The 527-nt window shown below is 61.5% G+C and carries 1 rRNA gene; it reads right to left on the minus strand.

What is annotated here, in order from left to right:
• Window positions 1-383: 383 nt before the first annotated feature.
• A 16S ribosomal RNA gene (locus KZ498_RS24655) occupies window positions 384-527 on the minus strand; the annotation flags it as partial.

Raw genomic sequence — 527 nt, forward strand, 5'->3', positions numbered from 1 at the left:
AACGAGTCCAGTGGACGCCTGGATCGCACGTACACACGGTTTCATGTTCGCCCCCAAGGTGGAGATGGTGGGCGAATCGACCCTTCCCAGGCGCGGTTTCACCCGGCCTGGTGCATCTGTCGTCGTATCACATCCGAACGCCGGCCCACACTTAAGGGGACGGATTCGAAGGCGATACGAAGTACGGACCCGTCGGGAGTTGCACCCGACATCCCCGTGGGGGGATATCCGCCTCGGATAGGTCGTTGTGAGCCCAGCGGGCCCATGCAGTAGTCGGCGCTTGCCGACTCGCGGTGACTTGTGGTCACCAGTCAATGCCAATTAGCCGTTCGAAGAACAGCCAAGTGTAGGTGGGTCAGGGCAGAGCCCTGATCCCGGTCAGTAGGAGGTGATCCAGCCGCAGATTCCTCTACGGCTACCTTGTTACGACTTAAGCCCCCTTGCGGAGCCCAGATTCGACCGTCGCATGACGGCCTCATCCGGACCCCACTCGGGTGCTTTGACGGGCGGTGTGTGCAAGGAGCAGG

Source organism: Haloarcula sp. 1CSR25-25, assembly GCF_032027985.1.
In the GTDB taxonomy this organism is placed as follows: Archaea; Halobacteriota; Halobacteria; order Halobacteriales; family Haloarculaceae; genus Haloarcula.